This window comes from Pseudomonas silesiensis (assembly GCF_001661075.1).
GTDB lineage: Bacteria > Pseudomonadota > Gammaproteobacteria > Pseudomonadales > Pseudomonadaceae > Aquipseudomonas > Aquipseudomonas silesiensis.
The window spans coordinates 1-18,473 of record NZ_CP014870.1 but is presented as its reverse complement, the minus strand read 5'-3'; the positions used below and the strand labels follow the sequence as shown (position 1 = coordinate 18,473).

Below are 18,473 nucleotides of genomic sequence, written 5' to 3'. Positions count from 1 at the left end.
GTGCCCGATAAGGAGAACAATAAATGGCAACTCATGAGCATTATTACGTTCCGGCCCAGAGCAAATGGCCGATCATCGCCACGGTCGGCATGTTTGTCACGGTGTTCGGCCTGGCCACCTGGTTCAACGACCTGAAAGCCGCGCGGCCGGACTCCCATGGCCCGCTGATCTTTTTCGTCGGGAGCCTGTTGCTGGCTTACATGTTGTTCGGCTGGTTCGGGACAGTGATCAAGGAAAGTCGCCAAGGGTTGTACAGCCCGCAGATGGATCGCTCGTTTCGCTGGGGCATGAGCTGGTTCATCTTCTCGGAGGTGATGTTCTTCATTGCGTTCTTCGGGGCATTATTTTATGTGCGCAACGTCACTGGCCCGGCGCTGGGCGGTGAAGGCGTCAAAGGCATCGCCCACATGCTGTGGCCGGCGTTCGAATTTACCTGGCCGTTGCTGAATAACCCTGACCCCAAACTTTTCCCGGCACCCAAGGACGTGATCAGCCCCTGGGGCCTGCCGCTGCTCAATACCGTACTGCTGGTGAGCTCCAGCGTCACCGTGACCATCGCCCACCACGCCTTGAAAAAGGGCCATCGCGGCGCGCTGAAAATCTGGCTGGCGATCACGGTGTTGCTTGGTTGTGCATTTCTCGGATTCCAGGCCGAAGAATACATCCATGCCTACCACGAATTGGGGCTGACCCTGGGTTCGGGCATCTACGGCGCGACCTTTTTCATGCTCACCGGTTTCCACGGCGCCCACGTGACCATCGGCACCATCATCCTGTTTGTGATGCTGATGCGGATCATGCGGGGGCATTTCGACAACGAGCACCAGTTTGGCTTCGAGGCGGCGAGTTGGTATTGGCACTTCGTGGACGTGGTATGGATCGGGCTGTTCGTGTTCGTCTATGTGCTGTAGGAGCAAGCTTGCTCCTACACCTACCACGGAACGTGGGAGACCAATTGGCCGCTGAAGAAACCCCAGGCAATCAAGCCGACGGTGATGGCGGCCAGAGCGACACGGACACTCAAGGCAATGACGAGGCGGTTCGAACTGCTGTCGTCCTTGACCAGAAAAAACAGGCCGCTGAACAGGCTGACAACCGTGGCAATCAGCATCAGGACGATGGCTGCTTTGAGCATGGTGGAACTCCGGGGGTAAGGCGATGCACTTGAGTATAGCTATCGCGACGCATGACTTTTTGGCGATGCCATGAAGCGCTTCCGGCCGGGCATCGTGCCGACCCTGGTGGTCGCGTTGTTGCTGCCCATGCTGGTTTCACTCGGGTTCTGGCAGTTGAGCCGGGGCGCGGAGAAAAGCGCGCTGCTGCAAACCTATGCCGAACGCCGGGTCGCCGAACCGATGGCCAGTACCGGGTTGCAACACACCCAGGATCCGGCCTTCCGTCGCGTTCGCCTGCACGGCCAATTCGATGCCGCGCACAGCCTGCTGCTGGATAACCGCCAGCGCGACGGCAAGGTCGGCGTCGAGTTGCTGCAACCCTTTCAGGATCAGGCGACCGGACTGTGGCTGCTGGTCAATCGCGGCTGGCTGCCATGGCCGGACCGACGCACCCCGCCGCAATTCACCACACCCAAACAGGCATTGAGTCTCGACGCCTGGGTCTACGTCTCCCCCGGCGCCACTTTTCAGCTGCACGCCGACCCGAACGCCACGACCTGGCCACAGCTGGTGACCGCCGTCGAACCGGCCAGGCTCTGGACCGCGCTGGACCGCGACGGCTTCGCCTACGAATTACGCGCAGAAAGCGGCCCCGCGGCTTACCAGGCCAATTGGCCGGTAGTGGCCATGGGACCGGAAAAACACCTGGCTTATGCCGTGCAGTGGTTCGCGATGTCGATCGCCCTGTTCGGCCTTTATCTCTACCTCGGCTGGCACAACGCAAAGGAGAAACACCATGGGAGCGGCCATGAATCCACCCAACATGTCTGAGGCGAAAAGCCCGCCGAGTCGGCGCAAGGGTCGCTTGCAGTTGTTGCTGATCCTGCTGGGGGTGATCGGCCCGATGATCCTTGCCACCGGCATGTACAAATTTCAGTTCTGGGTGCCGGAAGGCCGCAGTTATCACGGCGAATTGATCGGCAACGGCCAGACCCGCGGGGACATTGGTGTGCAAGCGCAGGAGGACCGCTGGCAGTTGCTGGTCACGGCCCCCAAGGAGTGTTCGGTCGATTGCCAGCAGCTGGTGTATCTGGCGCGGCAAGTCCAGATCGGCCTCGGCCGTGATGCCGGGCGCGCCAGTCACGCCCTGGCCGCGGCGCAACCGCTGAACAGCGATTACGACGCCAGGCTGACGCGCGAGTACCCCCAACTGCAACGTTACCCCATGGACCTGACGACCTTCAGCAAGACGACCGGGGACTCAACCGTTCCTCAGCTGTGGATCATCGACCCTCACGGCAACCTGGTGCTGCGCTATGAACCGACGGTCAAAGGCAAGGACCTGCTCAACGACCTGCGCCATCTGCTGAAACTGTCGAACATCGGATAAGGGCATCGTCATGGCCAAACCTGGATTTCGCCTCGCGCTGTTTGCCACCTTGCTGGCACTGATTGTGGTGTTGCTCGGCGCCTACACCCGCCTGACCCACGCCGGCCTTGGCTGTCCGGACTGGCCGGGTTGTTATGGCTTTATCAGCGTGCCGAACAGCGAAGCCCAACTGGCCCATGCCGAGCTGAACTTTCCTGACGCGCCCGTCGAAGCCCGCAAGGGTTGGAACGAGATGGTCCATCGCTACTTCGCCGGCACTCTCGGGCTGTTGATCTCGGTCTTGGCCGGCCGTGCCTGGGTGCATCGGCGCCAGCCGGGACAACCGGTGAAGTTGCCGCTGTTTCTGTTGGCCGTGGTAATCGCCCAAGCGGCATTCGGTATGTGGACGGTGACGCTCAAGCTCTGGCCGCAAGTGGTGACCGGGCACTTGCTCGGCGGCTTTGCGACCTTGAGCCTGTTGTTTCTGCTGACTTTGCGCCTGTCCGGCGTATTGCCAGCACTGACGGTACCGCGTCGATTGCAGCACTGGGCGACCGCCGGGTTGCTGCTGGTCATCGGGCAGATCGCCCTTGGCGGGTGGGTCAGTTCCAACTACGCGGCGGTAGCCTGTATCGACTTTCCGACATGCCACGGGCAATGGTTGCCGCCGGCCGACTTTGCCAACGGCTTTCATCTGACCCAGCACATCGGCCCGAACTACCTCGGCGGACAACTGGATAGCGACGCCCGCACCGCGATTCACCTGACTCACCGTATCGGTGCCCTGCTGGTAACCCTGGTGTTGCTCGGCCTGGCGTGGCAACTGAAACACGTCGGCATGACGCGCCTGGCCGGGCTGGTGCTGACCGCCCTCGCCGCACAAATCACCCTCGGTATCAGCAACGTGCTGTTTCACCTGCCACTGCCGGTGGCGGTCGCCCACAACGCCGGCGGCGCGGCACTCTTGCTGACACTGGTATTGGTCAATTATCACGCGCGGACCCGTCTGGTTCGGGTCAAGCAGCAACCCCCTGCACGCTGGCGCTTCAGCCCGCGTAAAACTTCGGCCGGGCCCATAACAATAAAAGGAGAGATGCCATGGCGACTCTGATCGGCGAACGTCACCGCCAGGCAATCTGGCGCGACTATCTGGAGCTGACCAAGCCGAAAGTGGTGGTGCTGATGCTGATCACCTCGCTGGTCGGCATGTTCCTCGCGACCCGCGCCGGGGTGCCATGGACAGTGCTGGTGTTCGGCAACCTGGGGATCGCCCTGTGCGCCGGCGGTGCGGCGGCGGTCAACCATGTGGTGGATCGCCGGATCGATGCGGTCATGGCGCGCACGCACAAACGGCCATTGGCCGAGGGCCGGGTGTCGCCGGCTGCTGCACTGACGTTCGCCCTGGTGCTTGCGGTGCTCGGCCAAGCCATTTTGCTGGCCTTCACCAACCCATTGACCGCGTGGCTCACCCTCGCGTCACTGCTGGGTTACGCCGTGGTCTACACCGGTTTCCTTAAACGTGCGACGCCGCAAAACATCGTCATTGGCGGACTGGCCGGCGCCGCCCCTCCACTGCTTGGCTGGACCGCCGCCACCGGGCATGTCAGCGCCGAACCCTTGTTGCTGGTGCTGATCATCTTCGCCTGGACCCCGCCGCACTTCTGGGCCCTGGCCATTCACCGCAAAGAAGAATACGCCAAGGCCGACATTCCGATGCTGCCGGTGACCCACGGCGAGCACTACACCAAGGTTCACATCCTGCTCTATACGTTTGCGCTGCTGGCCGTGAGCCTGATGCCGTATGTGATCCACATGAGCGGCATTCTCTACCTGGTTTGCGCACTCGGCCTGGGCGCGAGGTTTCTGCAATGGGCCGTGGTGCTGTACCGTGGCACTCGGCCGCACGCGGCGATCAACACCTTCAAGTACTCTATCTATTACTTGTTCCTGCTGTTCATCGCGCTGCTCGTAGACCACTACCTACTGTTGAACCTATGACTCGAACCCAGAAAACCGTCTTCATCCTCGTCGCCCTGATCGCGCTGGTCCTGGGCCTGACCATCAACAAAGTCCTGTCAGGCAAAGGCCAGGGTGATCCGACCGCGTTGATCGACGCCGGGATCATCTTGCTGCCGCAGAGCCGCAACCTGCCGGATGTGACGATGACCGATCAGGACGGCAAGCCGGTCACGGTCAACGAGTTGAAGGGCAAATGGTCGCTACTGTTCTTCGGCTATACCTTCTGCCCGGACATCTGCCCGACCACCCTCGCCCAGCTACGCCAGATCAAAAGCGAACTGCCACCCGAGGCGGTGGACAAGCTGCAGATTGTGCTGGTCAGCGTCGACCCGAACCGCGATACCCCCAAGCAACTCAAGCAGTACCTGGGCTACTTCGATCCTCAATTCATAGGGCTGACGGCGTCTTCGGTGGAAGACATTCAGAAACTGGCCAATGCGGTGAGCATCCCGTTCATCCCGGCGGACACCAGCAAACCGAATTACACGGTTGATCATAGTGGCAACCTGGCGGTGATCGGGCCGGACGGGACGCAGCGTGGGTTTATTCGGGCGCCGCTGAATAATGTGAAATTGGTTGCGCAGTTGCCGGTGATGCTAAACCGCAAATAATCACGACACGATCCCTGCAGGAGCCCGGTTGCCGGCGAAGGCGTCCGGAAGATCGCCTTCGCCGGCAAGCCGGGCTCCTACAGGGGCGGTGTTTCAGGCATAAAAAAATGGGGCGCATTCAATGCGCCCCATTTTTTTGTTAAAGCGTCGGATCAGAACGCCGGCACTACCGCGCCTTTGTACTTCTCGAGAATGAACGCCTTCACTTCCGGGCTGTGCAGTGCAGTCACCAGTTTCTGCATGGCAGCACTGTCCTTGTCATCCGGACGGGACACGAGGATGTTCACGTATGGCGAATCGCTGCCTTCGATGACCAGCGCATCCTTGGCCGGATCGAGCTTGGCTTCCAGCGCGTAGTTGGTGTTGATCAGCGCCAGGTCGACCTGTGTCAGCACGCGGGGGATGGTCGCGGCTTCCAGTTCGCGGAATTTCAGGTCCTTGGAATTCTCGGTGATGTCTTTCACGGTCGACAGGATATTGTTCGAATCCTTCAACTTGATCAGGCCGGCCTTCGCCAGCAGCAACAGCGCACGGCCGCCGTTGGTGGCATCGTTCGGGATCACTACGTTGGCACCGCCCGGCAGTTCCGCCAGCGTCTTGTACTTGCTGGAGTAAGCGCCCAGCGGTTCCAGGTGTACGCCGGTCACGGCCACCAGATTGGTGGTCTTGGCCTTGTTGAACTCATCGAGGTACGGCTGGTGCTGGAAGAAGTTGGCGTCCAGACGCTTTTCGGCCACCTGCACGTTCGGCTGGATGTAGTCGGTGAAGACCTTGACCCTCAGGTCCACGCCTTCCTTGGCCAGGGCCGGTTTGACGAATTCGAGGATTTCCGCGTGCGGGACCGGGGTGGCAGCAACGGTCAAGGTGTCGGCTGCGTGGGCGGAAAAGGCTGCAACGGCAGCGAATGCGACGAGTAGTTTTTTCATTCAGCTAACTCCATGTGAGGCGCCTGTCTTCGGCGCCTGCCAGCGAATGGCCGGCTCATGCATTTAATTAAAAAGTCATTTACGAGAAAAGTGGACAACCAATTTGTCGCCAACGGTTTGCAGCACTTGTACCAGCACCAGCAGCAACACCACGGTCACCACCATCACATCGGTCTGGAAACGCTGGTAGCCGAAGCGGATCGCCAGGTCACCCAGACCGCCCGCGCCAACCACACCGGCCATCGCCGTGTAGGACACCAGGGTAATGGCAGTCACAGTAATCGCGGCAAAGATGCCCGGGCGAGCCTCCGGCAACAAGGCATTGGTGATGATCTGCCGCGTCGTCGCGCCCATCGCCTGGGTCGCCTCGATGATGCCGCGATCCACTTCACGCAAGGCGGTTTCCACCAGTCGCGCAAAGAATGGCGTGGCGCCCACCACCAGCGGTGGAATCGCACCGGCGACCCCCAGCGAAGTGCCGGTGATCAATACCGTGAACGGAATCATCACGATCAACAGAATGATGAACGGCAGCGAACGCAGGATGTTCACCACCAGCGACAACATCGCATAGACGCCTTTGGCTTCCAGCAGCTGACGCGGGCTGCAAAGGAACAGCAATACACCCAGCGGCAAGCCCAGCAGCACAGTGAACAACAGCGAACCGAAGAGCATCAGCAGGGTATCGCCGGTGGCCAGCCAGATTTCGAACCAGTCGATATTGACGAAGAAACTTGTCAGGACTTCCATCAGCGCAGGACCTCCATGTGGACGTCGGCTGCGGTGAAGTGGGCGAACGCCGCTTCCATGTCGCCGCCGGTCACGGCCAGGGTCAACTGCCCGTAGGGAACGTCTTTGATGCGGTCGATTCGACCGGCCAGGATGCTGTAGTCGACCCCGGTTTCACGGGCGACAGTCCCGAGCAACGGCGCGTAGGTCGCTTCGCCCTGGAAGGTCAGGCGCACGATGCGACCCGGTACGTGAGCGAAGTCATCGCGCTGTTCACTTTCATCGATCTGCTCGTCTTCTTGCACAAAGCGTTTGGTCGTCGGGTGCTTGGGATGCAGGAACACCTCGGCCACCGAGCCTTGCTCGACAATCACCCCGGCGTCCATGACTGCCACCTGGTCACAGACACGGCGGATCACGTCCATTTCGTGAGTGATCAGGACGATGGTCAGCTTTAGCTCACGATTGATCTCGGCCAGCAATTGCAGGACCGATGCGGTGGTCTGCGGATCAAGAGCGCTGGTCGCCTCGTCGCACAACAGGATTTTCGGCTTGGTTGCCAAGGCACGGGCGATACCGACTCGCTGTTTCTGGCCACCGGACAATTGCGCCGGGTACTTTTTGGCATGGTCGGAAAGTCCGACCCGTGCCAGCAACTCGGCCACACGCCGATCGATCTCGGTGCGGGACAGTTCACCGGCCAGCGTCAGCGGCAGCGCGACGTTGTCGGCCACGGTCTTGGACGCGAGCAGGTTGAAGTGCTGGAAAATCATCCCGACCTGCTGACGGAAGCGCCGCAGGCTGTTGGCATCAAGCGCGGTGACTTCTTCGCCATCGACAAAGATCTTGCCGCCGCTGGCGTTTTCCAGGCGATTGATCAGGCGCAGCAGGGTACTTTTTCCCGCACCGGAATGGCCGATCAGGCCGAATACCTGACCGTTTTCAATCGTCAGACTGGTCGGGTGCAGGGCGGGAATATCCTTACCGGCGACGCGGTAGGTTTTGTGGACGTTTTGAAACTCGATCACGTAGCGAACCTTGTGGGGCGCGTTAGAAAAGGATCAGCGGATAGCCGGGCGCGCATTTTAGCCTGTCCGTATAGAGGTTCTTAGCATTTATTTCGCATTCAACCTGTCATTTGGCAATAACGCGATCAAAGGTCAGAAAAAAGGAACGGCTAAAAATGTCACCAGTCACTAATTAGGCAACTCGAAAACGCCCCGGGTGCCGTGCCTGGGGATATCGCCCAAGAGTCCTGGCTAAGACGGACGGGAATCGAAACGAGGAGTTTACGACTGATGAGCACGAAAAAGCCTGCCGCCCCCAAAAGCGCACTGGCCGGGACCGATACCCTGGACCGCGGCAACACCAATGCCAAGCTCGAAAGCCTGGAAAAATTCCGCTCCGATGCCACTGAACAGGCCCTGCGCACCAATCAGGGCGTGAAGGTCTCGGACAACCAGAATACGTTGAAGGTCGGCGATCGCGGGCCATCGTTGCTGGAAGACTTCATCATGCGTGAAAAGATCACGCATTTTGACCATGAGCGCATTCCCGAGCGCATCGTGCATGCCCGCGGGACCGGTGCCCACGGTTACTTTCAGTCATACGAAAACCACTCCGTGCTGACCAAGGCCGGCTTCCTGCAAGACCCCGCCAAACAGACCCCGGTGTTCGTGCGCTTTTCCACGGTGCAGGGCCCTCGCGGGTCGGGCGATACCGTGCGCGACGTACGCGGTTTCGCCGTGAAGTTCTTCACCGACGAAGGCAACTTCGACCTGGTGGGCAATAACATGCCGGTGTTCTTCATTCAGGATGCCATCAAGTTCCCTGATTTCGTGCACGCGGTGAAACCCGAGCCCCACAACGAGATTCCCACCGGCGGTTCGGCTCACGACACCTTCTGGGACTTCGTATCGCTGGTACCTGAATCGGCGCACATGGTGATGTGGGCCATGTCCGATCGGGCGATTCCCAAGAGCCTGCGCAGCATGCAGGGGTTCGGCGTGCACACTTTCCGCATGATCAACGCCGAAGGTAAATCCCGTTTCGTCAAATTCCACTGGCGCCCTTCCGCCGGGACCTGCTCGCTGGTCTGGGATGAAGCGCAGAAGCTCGCCGGCAAAGATACCGACTACCACCGTCGCGATCTGTGGGAGTCGATCGAGATGGGCGATTACCCGGAATGGGAACTGGGCGTGCAGATAGTCGAAGAGGAAAACGAACACAGCTTCGATTTCGACCTGCTCGACCCGACCAAAATCATTCCCGAAGAAACCGTGCCGATTACCCCGCTGGGCAAGATGGTGCTCAACCGCAACCCGGACAACTTCTTTGCCGAGACCGAGCAGGTCGCGTTCTGCCCTGGGCATATCGTGCCGGGGATCGACTTCTCCAACGATCCACTGCTGCAAGGGCGACTGTTTTCCTACACCGACACGCAGATCAGCCGACTCGGTGGGCCGAACTTTCACGAGATTCCGATCAACCGTCCGGTCGCGCCATTCCACAATGGCCAGCGGGACGCGCAACACCGCACCACCATCGACAAGGGCCGTGCCTCCTACGAGCCGAACTCCATTGACGGCGGCTGGCCGAAAGAAACTCCGCCCGCCGCACAAAATGGTGGCTTCGAGACCCATCCCGAGCGCATCGATGCGAACAAGATCCGCCAGCGCAGCGAGTCGTTCGGCGACCACTTCTCCCAGGCGCGGTTGTTCTTCCACAGCATGAGCAAGCACGAGCAAGAGCACATCATCGCCGCTTACAGTTTTGAGCTGGGCAAGGTCGAGCGTGAGCACATCCGCGCGCGGGAGGTGAATGAGATCCTCGCCAACATCGATCTGGAGCTGGCCGGGCGCGTTGCGCAGAACCTCGGCCTGCCAGCGCCGAAAGCCGGAACGGTCGATGTACCGAAAATCTCCCTGGATCGCTCACCGGCCCTGAGCCAGGCGAACTTGCTACCGGGCGATATCAAGACGCGCAAAGTCGCGATTCTGGCGGCCAATGGTGTCGACGGTGCGGCGATTGATGCAATGAAAGCGGCGTTGAAGGCTGAAGGCGCGCACGCAAAACTGCTCGGCCCAACCTCGGCGCCGGTAACAACCGCCGATGGCAAAGCACTGCCCGTGGATGCGTCGATGGAAGGCTTGCCATCCATCGCCTTCGATGCGGTATTCGTGCCCGGAGGCGCGGCGTCGATCAAGGCGTTGAGCACTGATGGCGTGGCGCTGCATTACCTGCTTGAGGCATACAAACACTTGAAGGCGATTGCGTTGCATGGCGAGGCCAGGCAGTTGCTGGATGTGTTGAAGCTGGAGGTTGATGCAGGGTTGATCGTGGAGAAGGATGCCGCCAAGTTGACCAAGCCGTTTTTTGCCGCGATCGGGCAGCATCGGGTGTGGGATCGGGAGCCTAAGGCCAAGGGGGTTCCGGCTTAGGTTTTGTATCGATAGGGAGGACGCCTTCGCGGGCAAGCCTCGCTCCTACAGATTTTGTGTCGTTCATATGATCCGCGAACGACACTGCCCTTGTAGGAGCGAGGCTTGCCCGCGAAGCTTTTAAGGCTTACGCGGACTCAAAACCATCTGCGCCGGAATATTGCGCAAAATCTGCTTTTCCAGGTTCAAATCAAACTCCGAATCCAGCTTCTTCACCCGCTTGGTCAGCAAGGTGGCCAACCAAGGATAATCCTGGGTGCGCGGCGCCTGAATGCTCACGTCACACTGATAATTCACCACATCGGCGGCGATAGCGTCCAGTTGCCGGCGAAGCTTGGCCATATCCGTCAGGTTCAACGCCACCGTGGTGCTTTCGGCGGTCGGGTCGATCACTTTGGCCTGCGGCTTGGCTTCGGCCGCCATGAGCGCCGCTTCAGCCCTGTCCAGCTCGGCTTTACGGGCATTGACGATCGCGTTGTTCACTCCGCCGGTCAGCGCGGGAGCCTTGGGCATCAATGCCCGGGCGCGGCTCAGCGCAGTGGCGGCAGCATTTACATCACCTTTTTGCAGCACGATCTGGCTACGGCGCAGATAGGCTTCGGCGAGTTGCCGCTGATATTGCTCAAGGGACTGATCGTTGGGCGACTCGGCCTGCAGGGCTGCCAGCTGCCCTTCCGCAGTGGCCAATTCGCTACTGGCGAGGCTTTGTTCCAGCTGTGCAATGGCCGTTGCCCGTGCATCGGCGGGCTCGGTGGCCGCCGGTGGCGTGCTTTGGCAAGCGCCCAGCAGCACGGAAAATGCGACAAGGAGCAGATAACGGGAGGCGAACGGCTTCATTCCTGCGACTCTCTATTTGCGCAAAAAACGAGCAAGTCTACACCCCTCGACGGGGCAGGACAAAACTCAGCAGAAACAGTGCGGCAGCCGCCACCACAATCGATGGACCCGCCGGGGTGTCCTTGAACCACGACAACGCCAGCCCGCCACAGACCGCGAGCATGCCCAGCAGGCTCGCGCCCAGTGCCATCTGCTCCGGTGACCGGGCGTGACGCTGCGCCGCAGCCGCCGGAATGATCAGCAGCGAAGTGATCAGCAATACCCCGACGATCTTCATCGCCACTGCGATGACTACCGCGATCAACAGCATCAGGACCAGGCGCAACGCCGCGACCGGCAAACCTTCCACCTTGGCCAGCTCTTCATGGACTGTGATCGCCAACATTGGCCGCCACAACGTCACCAGCAAGGCCAGCACCCCCGCACTGCCGCCGAGTATCCAGGCCAGGTCGGTTGGACTGATCGCCAGCAGGTCGCCGAACAGATAGGCCATCAGGTCGATCCGCACTTCATGCATGAAGCTTAGTACCACCAGGCCCAGAGAGAGGGTGCTGGGTGCGAGAATTCCCAACAGCGTGTCGGACGCCAACGGCTGGCGCTGTTGCAAGGTCACCAACAACACGGCCAAGAGTAGACAGCCTACGGTGACCGCGACAGTCGGGCTGACATCCAGCAAAAAGCCCAGCGCCACGCCGAGCAGTGCGGCATGGGACAAGGTGTCGCCGAAATAGGCCATGCGCCGCCAGACCACGAACGATCCCAACGGACCTGCAACCAGTGCCAGAGCCAGACCTGCAAGCAGGGCGTAGAGCAGAAAATCAGCCATGCTTGCAGCTATCTCCGTGAACGTGGGTAGGGGCCGCCGGGGTCGCGTTGACCACCGAACCATGCAGGTCATGGGCGTGGTCGTGATGGTGGTGGTAAATCGCCAGGCTTTGCGCGTTCTTGCCGAACAGTTCGACAAAAGCCGGGTCGCCGCTGACCTGCTCGGGATGCCCGGAGCAGCAGACGTGACGATTCAGGCAGACCACCTGGTCGGTGGTGCTCATCACCAGGTGCAAGTCATGGGACACCATCAACACCCCGCAACCGTGACGGTCGCGCAATCGGGTGATCAGGCTATAGAGTTCGGCTTGACCGGCCACGTCCACACCTTGTACCGGCTCATCGAGCACTAACAGTTCCGGCTCCCGCAGCAATGCCCGGGCCAGCAGCACGCGTTGCATTTCACCGCCGGAAACACTTTGCACCGGGCTGTCGATCACCTGCTCGGCGCCGACTTCCTTGAGCGCTGCCAGGGCTCGGGCGCGATCGACGCCCGGCACCAGACGCAAGAAGCGCAGCACGGAAAGCGGCAGTGTCGGATCGACGTGCAGTTTTTGCGGCATGTAGCCGACCCGCAGTTTCGGCTTGCGCCAGACGCTGCCGCTGTCCGGTTTCAGCAGGCCAAGCACAGCGCGCACCAAGGTGGTCTTGCCCGCGCCATTGGGACCGATCAAGGTCACGATCTGCCCCGGCTCGACGCTCAGCTCGATGTTATCCAGCACGTTTTGCCCGGCGAAGGTGACTGCAACCTGTTCGAGGCGGATCAGCGCGTTGCTCATCAAGCCCCCTGGCAACCCGAGCAGAGGCCGACCACTTCCACGGTCTGGCCTTCGACGACGAATCCGACCTCTTTGGCGCTGCCGATGATCGCGTCACTGATGGACGTCTGTTCGAGCTCGATAGCGGCATGGCATGCGCGGCAGATCAGAAACTGACCCTGGTGAGCATGTCCCGGGTGGTTGCAACCGACGAAAGAGTTCAACGAGGAAATGCGGTGGACGAGGCCGTTTTCCAGCAGGAAATCCAGCGCGCGGTACACCGTCGGCGGCGCGGCGCGGCGGCCATCCTGCTCGCTGAGCACCGCGAGTATGTCGTAGGCGCCCAATGGCTTGTGGCTTTGCCAGACCAGTTCCAGCACCCGCCGACGCAAGGCGGTCAGGCGCAGACCCTGACGCGTGCACAGGGCATCGGCCTCAGACAGTGCGCTATGAACGCAGTGAGAGTGGTCGTGGGGACGGCTGGCGATCGGTGTTTTAGGCATGAGCGGCGACGAGGTTTGTGAGAGACGTTATTATGTTACCCGTTCTCGCCTCTTCGAGTGGTCATCGTGTCCCGACTTTTTTCTATCTTTGTCGCATTTATCGCAACTTTTCTGCTGATCGGTCCAGCCCAGGCTGAAGTCAAAGTCCTCACCAGCATCAAGCCCCTGCAGCTGATCGCCGCGGCGGTGCAGGACGGCGTAGCCATTCCCGAAGTCCTGTTGCCACCCGGTGCCTCGCCGCATAACTATGCCTTGCGCCCATCCGACGTGCGGAAGGTGCAATCGGTGGATCTGCTGTACTGGATCGGGCCGAGCATGGAAGGTTTCCTGCCTCGGGTGCTTAATGGCCGTACGCTTCCCAGTGTCGCCGTACAACAATTACCTGGCCTGAAACTGCGCCATTTCGCCGAAGATAACCACTCACGCACTGAAGAAGCCGACGAGCATGATCACGATCACCGTCCGGGCAGCCTGGATGCGCATCTGTGGTTATCGCCGATAAATGCTCGCGTAATCGCGACGAAAATGGCTACCGACCTCAGTGCTGTCGATCCGGCCAATGCGGCCCGCTACCAGAGCAACCTCAAGACTTTCGATGAACGTCTGGATGCGCTGGATCTGCGTTTGAAGAAACGTCTGGCCGGGATTGAGGGCAAACCTTATTTCGTGTTCCACGAAGCCTTCGATTACTTCGAAGACGCCTATGGCCTCAAGCATGCCGGCGTGTTCAGCGTCGCCGCCGAAGTACAGCCTGGCGCCCAACACGTCGCGGCGATGCGCACGCGGTTGCAGGAAGTCGGCAAGACTTGCGTGTTCAGCGAGCCGCCGCTGCGTCCGCGGCTGGCGGAAACCCTGGTGGCCGGCTTGCCGGTGAAACTGGCGGAGCTGGATGCACTGGGCGGTTACACGCCAGCGACCGCTCAGGGGTATGAGCAGGTGCTGGAGAAGTTGGGGAATGATCTGGCGGGGTGTCTGGAGTCGTTGTAACCCGAAAAATCGTGTCGGCCCCATTCGCGGGCAAGCCCGCTCCCACAGAGTTCGTGTCGTTCGCCAATAGTGTGACCAACACAAAACCTGTGGGAGCGGGCTTGCCCGCGATGCTTTTATAGGGCGAAAGGTAGCGGCGTGCTGACTTTCTGCCGCTGCGCCAACCGCAGCTCAAACTCCATCGGATCGTGAATCAACACATCCTGCCCGGCAAACGACTCGGCCGCGATCAACCGCGACAACCAGAACCGCACACACGCCACCCGCAGCATGGTCGGCCACAGCTCGGCTTCTGCAGCGGTGAACGGCCGTAACGCCGCATAAGCGCCCAGCAACGCCCGCGCCCGCGGCCCGTCGATCTTCCCGTTCTCGTCCGAACACCAGTCGTTCAAGGCAATCGCCACGTCGTAGAGCATCGGCCCCGAGCAAGCGTTGTAGAAGTCGATCAACCCGGTCAGGTGCGTGCCTTCGAACATCGCGTTGTCGCGGAACAGGTCGGCGTGGATGTTGGCGCGCGGCAGGGCCAGAATTTTCGTTTTCTGCTGATTGATTTCGTCCAGCGCCCGCTGCAACAGATCGCTCTGTCCGGCATTCAGATGCGACAGCAACTGCGTGCCCTCCTCCTGCATCCAGTCCAGGCCGCGATCGGTCTTGCGCTTGATCATGTTGGCCTGGGTCGCCAGGTGCAGATGAGCCAGCAGCTCCCCGACCTGAGCACAATGCTGCGCGTTGGCGTCCTTGATGTGCTTGCCCGCCAGACGTGGCTGCAACAGCGCAGGTTTGCCGGCCAGTTCGCGCAGCGCGACGCCGTCGGTGGTGCGCAGTGCATAAGGCACCGGCAGATCGGCGTCGTGCAGCACGTCGAGCAGCTCGATGAAGAACGGCATCTCCTGGACCGGACCACGCTCCACCAGGGTCAGGACAAATTCGCCCTGCTCCAGGCTGATAAAGAAATTGGTATTTTCGCTACCGGCGGCAATCCCCTGAAAATCAAGCAGGCGGCCGAGCCCGTATGGGGCGAGAAAGGTTTCCAGCTCGGGCCGAGCCAGCGGGGTAAACACAGACATGGTTAAAACTGCCAGTACGGGCGCCGCGACTGCCGGCGCCGATTTAAGTTAGGAGCGGCTTACCACTCGAATATTTTCCACGACGGAATCAGCATATCCGGCTGGTCCGAGCGGATGAAGTTACCGTCCGAGCCATCAGCGCGTACCAGAAAATACGGTTTACCGCCTTTCGGGGTCACCTTGATGGCATACAAAAAGCCATTTTGCCGATATTCCTGAATGGTCTTGTCACCTTCAGTGCGGATTGTTACATCCGGGTCTGCAGAGGGCGCGTCGTCCGCCGCCATGACGGTCAATGGGGTGACTGCAAACAAGCCAGCCAACAGCAAGCGATTTAGTGTGCGCATGATAACCTTGTCCCTTTGTCGTCAACGGTCCCGCTATTCTAGCGCCGGACCCGCCGAAAAGGTTGATCCTGCTCATGAGCCAAGCCCCCCTCGTCCTGGTGGACGGTTCTTCTTACCTGTACCGCGCGTTTCACGCCCTGCCACCGCTCACCACGTCCAAAGGCCTGCCGACCGGTGCGGTCAAAGGCGTGTTGAACATGCTCAAGAGCCTGCGCAAGCAGTACCCGGACAGTCCGTTTGCCGTGGTGTTCGACGCCAAGGGCGGGACATTTCGCGACGAAATGTTCGCCGAATACAAGGCCAACCGTCCGAGCATGCCCGATGACATGCGTGTCCAGATCGAGCCATTGCACGCCAGCGTCAAGGCCCTGGGCTTCCCGTTGCTGTGCGTGGACAACGTCGAAGCGGACGACGTGATCGGCACCCTGGCCCGCAGCAGTGCCGCCGCCAACCGCCCGGTGGTGATCTCCACCGGTGACAAGGACATGGCGCAACTGGTCGACGGGCACATTACCTTGGTCAATACCATGACCGGTAGCGCGCTGGACGTGGAGGGCGTGAAGGAGAAATTCGGCGTCGCTCCCGAGCAGATCATCGATTACCTGGCGCTGATGGGCGATTCGTCCGACAACATTCCGGGCGTTCCGGGCATCGGCCCTAAAACCGCATCCGGCCTGCTGGTCGGCGTGAACGGCGGCCTGACCGAGCTCTACGCGCAGCTCGATATCGTGCCGACCCTGCCGATTCGCGGGGCCAAGACCCTGCCGGCCAAGCTCGAAGAGCACAAGGAGATGGCATTTCTCTCCTACCGGTTGGCGACGATCAAGATCGATGTGCCACTGGATGTCGGCCTGGACGACTTGAAAATGGGCAAGCCGGACCACGACAAACTGGCCGAACTCTACACCCTGCTGGAATTCAAGAGCTGGTTCGATGAGAACCAGCGCGACGCCAAGCGCTCGGGCCAGGACATTGTCGAGGTCGTCGACGAGCAGCCGGGCACCGTCGAAGCGAAGTACGAAACCATCCTTGATCAAAAGCGCTTCGAGGCCTGGCTGGACAAGCTCGCCAAGGCACCGCTGATCGCTTTCGTCACCGAGACCAATGGCAGCGACGCCCAACATTCGCAACTGGTGGGCCTGTCGTTTTCCGTCGCGGCCAACGAAGCGGCCTACATTCCGCTGACCCATTCCTACATGGGCGTGCCGGAACAACTGGATCGCGACACGGTGCTGCTGGCGCTGAAGCCGCTGCTGGAGAACCCGAACCAGCTGAAAGTCGGTCAGCACGCCAAGTTCGAAACCAACATCCTGGCCAATTGCGCCATCGGTGGCGACCAGAGCAACGGGATTATTGTTCAGGGTATTGCCTACGACACCATGCTCGAATCTTACGTACTCGACTCGACGGCCACCCGTCACGACATGGACAGCCTGGCGCTCAAGTATCTGGGCCAAAGCAAGACCGACATTCACGAGATTGCGGGCAAAGGCGTCAAACAGCTGACCTTCGACCAGATCTCCCTCGAGCTGGCGGGCCCCTATGCCGCCGAAGACGCCGATGTCACCTTCCGCCTGCACCTGGCCTTGCAGGAAAAACTCGCCGCCACGCCAAGCCTGGGCAAAGTGCTGAACGAAATAGAGATGCCACTGATGCCGGTACTGGCCCGTATCGAACGCCAGGGTGCGCTCGTGGACGCCAACCTGCTGGGCATCCAGAGCGTCGAGCTGGGCGAGAAACTGGTTGCCCTGGAGCGGGAAGCCTTTGCCATCGCCGGTGAAGAATTCAACCTCGGCTCGCCAAAACAACTGGGCGTGATCCTTTACGAAAAGCTCGGTTTGCCTATTCTCAGCAAAACCGCCAAGGGCCAGGCCTCGACGGCCGAAGCGGTGTTGGCCGAGTTGGCCGAACAGGACTACCCGCTGCCCAAGGTGCTGATGCAATACCGCTCGCTGAGCAAACTCAAAAGCACCTACACCGACCGTTTGCCAGAGCAGATCAACGCTCGCACCGGGCGCATCCATACGTCTTATCAGCAAGCCGTTGCCGCCACCGGACGCTTGTCGTCGATCGATCCGAACCTGCAGAACATTCCGATCCGTACCGCCGAAGGCCGGCGGATTCGTCAGGCGTTCGTCGCGCCAAAAGGCTACAAACTGTTGGCCGCGGACTATTCGCAGATCGAACTGCGGATCATGGCTCACCTGGCCAAGGATGAAGGCTTGCTGTATGCCTTCCGCAATGACCTGGACGTGCACAAGGCCACGGCAGCGGAAGTCTTCGGGGTCGAACTGGAGGCGGTCACCACCGACCAGCGGCGTAGCGCCAAGGCGATCAACTTCGGTTTGATCTACGGCATGAGCGCCTTTGGCCTGGCCAAGCAGATCGGCGTCGATCGCAAGCAGTCCCAGGCTTATATCGACCGGTACTTCACCCGTTATCCCGGCGTGCTGGAGTACATGGAGCGCACCCGCGCCCAGGCCGCCGAGCAAGGCTTCGTCGAAACCATCTTCGGTCGTCGCCTGTACCTGCCGGAAATCAACGCGAAAAACCCGGCCCTGCGCAAAGGTGCCGAACGCACGGCGATCAACGCCCCGATGCAAGGCACTGCGGCGGACATCATCAAGAAAGCCATGGTCGCCGTGGATAACTGGCTGACCTCCTCAGGCCTCGACGCCAAAGTCATCCTGCAGGTGCACGATGAATTGGTGCTTGAAGTGCGCGAAGACCTGGTCGACCAGGTGCGTGAGGAAATTCGCGTGCACATGAGCGGGGCCGCGCAACTGGATGTGCCGCTGCTGGTCGAGGTGGGGGTAGGCAATAACTGGGATGAGGCGCACTAGAGCGCCGCTTTCTTCTGTAGGAGCGAGCTTGCTCGCGATGGAGTCAAGAGCGCCGCGTTTAGCCAGTAAGCATGCGTTTTCGTTAACGACCATCGCG

At 60.5% G+C, this 18,473-nt stretch carries 19 protein-coding genes; 9 read left to right on the top strand and 10 right to left on the bottom strand.

The features are described from left to right. Nucleotides 1-23: 23 nt before the first annotated feature. Entirely contained in the window at nt 24-911 is an 888-nt protein-coding gene (locus PMA3_RS00095) for a cytochrome c oxidase subunit 3 (protein ID WP_064675261.1), read from the top strand. Nucleotides 912-931: 20 nt separating this feature from the next. Here the strand turns inward: PMA3_RS00095 and PMA3_RS00090 are convergent, their stop codons facing one another. Continuing rightward, a complete protein-coding gene (locus PMA3_RS00090) occupies nt 932-1,135 on the bottom strand; it encodes a twin transmembrane helix small protein (RefSeq protein WP_008152470.1) in 204 nt (67 codons plus the stop codon). Nucleotides 1,136-1,205: 70 nt separating this feature from the next. Between PMA3_RS00090 and PMA3_RS00085 the strand changes: the two genes are divergently transcribed. The 5 genes from PMA3_RS00085 to PMA3_RS00065 are packed head-to-tail and all read left to right on the top strand — an operon-like array spanning nt 1,206 to nt 5,114. Then, on the top strand, nt 1,206-1,946 hold the full coding sequence (locus tag PMA3_RS00085; RefSeq protein WP_064675260.1) for an SURF1 family protein: 741 nt from the start codon (nt 1,206-1,208) through the stop codon (nt 1,944-1,946). Next, entirely contained in the window at nt 1,912-2,505 is a 594-nt protein-coding gene (locus PMA3_RS00080) for a hypothetical protein (protein ID WP_064675259.1), read from the top strand. The genes PMA3_RS00085 and PMA3_RS00080 overlap by 35 nt, the downstream gene beginning before the upstream one ends. Before the next feature lie 10 nt (nt 2,506-2,515). Further along, on the top strand, nt 2,516-3,595 hold the full coding sequence (locus tag PMA3_RS00075; protein ID WP_064675258.1) for a COX15/CtaA family protein: 1,080 nt from the start codon (nt 2,516-2,518) through the stop codon (nt 3,593-3,595). Further along, the gene (gene cyoE / locus PMA3_RS00070) at nt 3,583-4,482 is read left to right on the top strand and encodes a heme o synthase (RefSeq protein WP_064675257.1); all 900 of its coding nucleotides are present in this window, start codon (nt 3,583-3,585) and stop codon (nt 4,480-4,482) included. The genes PMA3_RS00075 and cyoE overlap by 13 nt, the downstream gene beginning before the upstream one ends. Then, complete coding sequence (locus PMA3_RS00065; RefSeq protein ID WP_064675256.1) at nt 4,479-5,114, top strand: SCO family protein; 636 nt, start codon at nt 4,479-4,481, stop codon at nt 5,112-5,114. The genes cyoE and PMA3_RS00065 overlap by 4 nt, the downstream gene beginning before the upstream one ends. Before the next feature lie 152 nt (nt 5,115-5,266). Here PMA3_RS00065 and PMA3_RS00060 read toward each other — a convergent pair whose 3' ends face one another. From PMA3_RS00060 to PMA3_RS00050, 3 genes are all read right to left on the bottom strand, one after another. Next, a complete protein-coding gene (locus tag PMA3_RS00060; protein WP_064675255.1) occupies nt 5,267-6,040 on the bottom strand; it encodes a MetQ/NlpA family ABC transporter substrate-binding protein in 774 nt (257 codons plus the stop codon). 75 nt (nt 6,041-6,115) lie between these two features. Further along, entirely contained in the window at nt 6,116-6,790 is a 675-nt protein-coding gene (locus PMA3_RS00055) for a methionine ABC transporter permease (protein WP_064675254.1), read from the bottom strand. Beyond that, complete coding sequence (locus PMA3_RS00050; protein ID WP_064675253.1) at nt 6,790-7,797, bottom strand: methionine ABC transporter ATP-binding protein; 1,008 nt, start codon at nt 7,795-7,797, stop codon at nt 6,790-6,792. Before PMA3_RS00050 ends, PMA3_RS00055 begins: the two co-directional genes overlap by 1 nt. A gap of 270 nt (nt 7,798-8,067) precedes the next feature. Between PMA3_RS00050 and katE the strand changes: the two genes are divergently transcribed. Then, on the top strand, nt 8,068-10,209 hold the full coding sequence (gene katE, locus PMA3_RS00045; RefSeq protein ID WP_064675252.1) for a catalase HPII: 2,142 nt from the start codon (nt 8,068-8,070) through the stop codon (nt 10,207-10,209). 120 nt (nt 10,210-10,329) lie between these two features. On the opposite strand, the gene PMA3_RS00040 is transcribed toward katE, so the two are convergent. Genes PMA3_RS00040 through PMA3_RS00025 form a run of 4 tightly spaced genes read right to left on the bottom strand, consistent with a single transcriptional unit; the run spans nt 10,330 to nt 13,132 of the window. Next, a complete protein-coding gene (locus PMA3_RS00040; RefSeq protein ID WP_064675251.1) occupies nt 10,330-11,046 on the bottom strand; it encodes a PA5502 family lipoprotein in 717 nt (238 codons plus the stop codon). A 37-nt stretch (nt 11,047-11,083) separates the two neighbouring features. Then, nucleotides 11,084-11,872, bottom strand: coding sequence for a zinc ABC transporter permease subunit ZnuB (gene znuB, locus PMA3_RS00035; RefSeq protein WP_064675250.1), 789 nt, complete (start codon nt 11,870-11,872; stop codon nt 11,084-11,086). Then, nucleotides 11,865-12,650 (bottom strand): zinc ABC transporter ATP-binding protein ZnuC, encoded by a 786-nt coding sequence (gene znuC / locus PMA3_RS00030; protein ID WP_064675249.1) that lies wholly within the window; start codon nt 12,648-12,650, stop codon nt 11,865-11,867. Before znuC ends, znuB begins: the two co-directional genes overlap by 8 nt. Further along, nucleotides 12,650-13,132 (bottom strand): Fur family transcriptional regulator, encoded by a 483-nt coding sequence (locus PMA3_RS00025; RefSeq protein WP_064675248.1) that lies wholly within the window; start codon nt 13,130-13,132, stop codon nt 12,650-12,652. Before PMA3_RS00025 ends, znuC begins: the two co-directional genes overlap by 1 nt. Before the next feature lie 66 nt (nt 13,133-13,198). Here PMA3_RS00025 and PMA3_RS00020 point away from each other — a divergent pair, with 66 nt between their 5' ends. Further along, nucleotides 13,199-14,119 (top strand): zinc ABC transporter substrate-binding protein ZnuA, encoded by a 921-nt coding sequence (locus PMA3_RS00020; protein WP_064680585.1) that lies wholly within the window; start codon nt 13,199-13,201, stop codon nt 14,117-14,119. A 116-nt stretch (nt 14,120-14,235) separates the two neighbouring features. Here PMA3_RS00020 and PMA3_RS00015 read toward each other — a convergent pair whose 3' ends face one another. Beyond that, nucleotides 14,236-15,186, bottom strand: coding sequence for a homoserine kinase (locus PMA3_RS00015; RefSeq protein ID WP_064675247.1), 951 nt, complete (start codon nt 15,184-15,186; stop codon nt 14,236-14,238). Nucleotides 15,187-15,245: 59 nt separating this feature from the next. Further along, complete coding sequence (locus PMA3_RS00010) at nt 15,246-15,533, bottom strand: DUF2782 domain-containing protein (RefSeq protein ID WP_064675246.1); 288 nt, start codon at nt 15,531-15,533, stop codon at nt 15,246-15,248. 74 nt (nt 15,534-15,607) lie between these two features. Between PMA3_RS00010 and polA the strand changes: the two genes are divergently transcribed. Beyond that, the gene (gene polA / locus PMA3_RS00005) at nt 15,608-18,376 is read left to right on the top strand and encodes a DNA polymerase I (protein ID WP_064675245.1); all 2,769 of its coding nucleotides are present in this window, start codon (nt 15,608-15,610) and stop codon (nt 18,374-18,376) included. Nucleotides 18,377-18,473: the final 97 nt, after the last annotated feature.